The sequence below is a fragment of the Geobacillus sp. genome (genome assembly GCF_017515625.1).
GTDB classification, from domain to species: Bacteria; Bacillota; Bacilli; order Bacillales; family Anoxybacillaceae; genus Geobacillus; species Geobacillus stearothermophilus.
Map to the genome: position 1 here is coordinate 1 of NZ_JAFWFM010000133.1, position 3,681 is coordinate 3,681.

Genomic DNA, 3,681 nt, shown 5'->3' on the forward strand with positions numbered 1-3,681 from the left:
ACAGCAAACAGCTGTTTGATCACGCGCGTCACCGCCCAAATAGAGACCGCGATGATCGGGAACACAACAAGCACATAAATCGAGATGACAATATACTCCATCCGCTCGATAAACGGCACTTCCGGAATTTTGGCCATCGTCAGCGTCGGCCATGTAATATGCTGAATTTGCTCTTTGTTATAAAACACGATGGAGATAAGGATCAAAACAAAATAAATGAACATCGTAAATGCGTTGGCCGCATGCGCCCACTTTTGCGAGGACGGAGCCTGTTTTAAAAACGGGTAATACATCAGCAGCATTTCAAACCCTAAATATTGCAGCACCATCTCTTTCGATGCTTTTGCCAATTGCCCAAACGAATGGTCGAACACCGGCAATAAATTCCGGTATTGAGCATACTCAAGCGGAAAGAAAACCATCGGAAAAATCGTCAACAGCGGAATCACCACCCCCCAAACGCATAAGCCGACAACGACGCGAAACCCGCCGGAGACGACATAATACGTCATCAGCAAAAACATAAGGCTGAACTGCCACGCCCCCATCAACGGGAACACCCATACTTTAATGACTTCAATGTATGATTGAAGCACCATAAACGCCGCCAACGCGTAGTAAAAAAGAAGTCCAAGGCTCAGCACCCCGCCGATCCACCGCCCGAAGTACTGTTCATGAAGCGACACGAGGTCTCCGCCTGATGGCAAATGCGACAGCAGCCGATACATGAGCCAAATCAACACGTGCGCCGACAGCCCGGCCATTAAGACTGCCATCCAGGCATCCTGCCCCGCCTCTTTCATCAGTGGACGCTGAAAATTGAGTGCCCCGACCCCAACTTGCGTAGCATGAATGACAAAAAACACAAGAAACGGGGAGATGAGAAACCGTTCCTGAATGGCCTGCTTCATCCTAATCCCTCCTCATGTTCCCCGTCTTATTCGCCAATGCCGGTATGGACGATATCCACCGTGACGTGCGGGCGGATGTCTAGTTCCGGGTATTCACGGTAAAACGCGTCGGAATCCCAATGTCTTGTCACACTGCGAACAAAATCGCCGATGCCGAGCGGGTCAATCCGTTTTTTCTGAAAATAACGGAATAACCGACGCATATTATGCTCCAATTCGTTTTGCATTTTTTTCTTCACATCAGCAAACAAATCTTGACCCGGCTGATCGAGCCATGACGGGTAATCCCTCACCGACGCATGGATATGGACGAACACATCAAGCACATGGCGGCCTCCATCACGCTTCCATTCATATTTCGGCTTCGCCCATAAGTTTTGCAGCATCACCCGATCCTCGCCCTGTTTCCCGCGATTCCCAACCTTCAGCTGGTAGACGCCGTTTTTCGTTTCTCCAAGCAAAATTTTCATTAAAAACGAATCACGCAAACTCACATGCCCCACGTATCGGTCGTCGCGAAACAACGCGACCCCTTCAAGCTTGGCGAAATCTCCTTTTTTCTCAAAATACGGCAAAAACGGATCGCTTCCTGGGGAAAAATAGCGATACAAAAACAAGTGCAAATTCGTTTTCGGCAAGTTCATCGACTGCTCATTCTGCTCCACCAGATTCGGCAAATACAACGTATCGCTAAGCGTCTTGTTCACCTCGATTTTCAGCAGCTCCTTCGCGCTTTCTTCCGCCACGCCAAGCAGCAAATGACTGCCAACTTTGTTGTTGCGCGCGAGGCTGTGCGTAAATTGCGTCACCCCCCGCCTGGCAAACTCCTTGCCGAACAAAATCAAGCGCAGCTGCCCTTCCTCAACCGACAGCGCGGATTTCGATGACAGGCGCGGAATCAAGTCGTAGACCGTCGGCGACGTCGTCGTCAGCATATTCGGCTTTGTCATCGGCCCTTGCTTGAACGTCGGGTACACCGCGGTGCCCGTGTAGCGGCCGTTCTCGAAATCATACCCCATCTGTTGGATAATTTGAATTTCATCAATCGGCCGCAAACTGGCGCAGCCGCCAAGCAACAGCAGCGCACCGAGCCATAGAAGCCCACGCCTCATCACGATCCCCCTTACTCATCAATATCGCGTTTTTGCTTCGCCGCATTCGGATCGTAACGAAACCGCGACCGCGGACGAAGAAACATCGGCCGCTCCGCCGTTTCACTGTATGGCGAACGAACGAATGTATCGCGGAAGCTGCGCACACGAAATGTATAAAACGGCAGCAAATACGGATAGCCAAACGACTGCAGCCGCCCTAAATGAATGAGCAGCCCGCAGACGGCAAAGATAATGCCGATCCCGCCCCAACATGCAGCAAACAAAATAAACGGAAACCGAATGAACCGGATCGTGTTGGACATTTTGAAAATCGGCGTTGTAAACGTAGCGAGCGCCGCCAACGCGACGACAATCAACAAAAACGTACTCGTCAGCCCGGCATCAACGGTTGCTTGCCCGATGACAATCCCGCCGACAATCCCGAGCGTTTGTGCGACTTTCGTCGGCAGCCGCGCCCCGGCCTCGCGCAACAGCTCGATCGTAATTTCCAAAAACAGCACCTCGAGCATCGGCGGAAACGGCACGTTCGAGCGGGAATAAATGATCGGACCGAGCAAGTCTTCGGGAATCATTTCATAATGATACGTCAGCACCGCCACATAAATCGGCGACGCTAACACCGAGAACGCAACGCCGAAAAACCGAATGAGCCGCAAAAACGTGCCGAGCACCCATGGCAAATAATAGTCTTCCGGCGACGTAAAAAAATCGAAAAGAGCGGCGGGGCCAATCACGGCATACGGGGAGCCGTCGCAAAAAATGGCCACCTGACCCGACACAAGCGCATAGATGGTCCGGTCGATCCGCTCGGTCGAGATAAAAAGAGGAAACGGCGTCCGTGAATTGTCCGCGAGCAGCTGATCCAAAATGGCGTTGTCAAACACGACGTCAAAATGAATGGACTCAAGCCGCTGCGTCACCGTTTGAACGACTTCCGGATTGGCGACGCCATCGATGTAGGGGATGACCACTTTCGTTTTCGACACCGAACCAATCGACATTTCCCGAAAGACAAGATTCGGCGTCACCACTTGCCGGCGGATGAGATGCAAGTTGACGCCGACATTTTCCACAAATCCGACTTTGGGCCCAACGACGCTGAATTCGTTTTCCGAATCATTGTTTTCCCGAAGCCCTAAATTTTCGGCGGCGGCGCCCATGAGCGCCGCTTTGTTCGGTTGCTCGCGGAAGGTGACCGCGACAAACCCTTTCAGCACCTTCTCTTCAATCAGCGCCGTGTCTTCGCTCACTTCAATGCGCAGAATCGGCACGATTTGCTGCAAGTCTTCCAAGCGGACCGTCGGATGGTTTGGAATGTCGTTTTGCAAATGGCAAAGAATCCGCTCTTGCAGCACTTGCGGATCGACGAGTGAATCAAAATAATAAATCGACAGCTCCTTGCCTCCCACAACAAACGACACTTCGACAAAATCGCTCGATTGCCGCAGCGTTTCCCAAAGCTGCGAAATGGGCCGCTGAGGGGGGCGTTTTTTCTTTTTTTTCCAAAATGAGAATAAACCTGAATCCGTGACAGAAGTGTATCAAAAATGCTGGGAAACCCAATCGTGTCGAGACTTCGACTCCATTTCGAATGTTCACCTATTAGGTGAAGAACCCCGAGTGCAATATTTTGTTGATTGATCCAGTTTTCTTGG

At 51.3% G+C, this 3,681-nt stretch carries 3 protein-coding genes; all 3 read right to left on the reverse strand.

What is annotated here, in order from left to right; genetic code table 11:
- Positions 1-911, reverse strand: a 911-nt coding sequence (locus IKE44_RS08285) for a GerAB/ArcD/ProY family transporter (protein ID WP_287465589.1), incomplete at its 3' end; no start/stop codon positions are given.
- 26 nt (positions 912-937) lie between these two features.
- The gene (locus IKE44_RS08290) at positions 938-2,023 is read right to left on the reverse strand and encodes a Ger(x)C family spore germination protein (protein WP_049625070.1); all 1,086 of its coding nucleotides are present in this window, start codon (positions 2,021-2,023) and stop codon (positions 938-940) included.
- An 11-nt stretch (positions 2,024-2,034) separates the two neighbouring features.
- Positions 2,035-3,495, reverse strand: a complete 1,461-nt coding sequence (locus IKE44_RS08295; protein ID WP_287465592.1) for a spore germination protein — start codon at positions 3,493-3,495, stop codon at positions 2,035-2,037.
- Between the last annotated feature and the right edge of the window lie 186 nt (positions 3,496-3,681).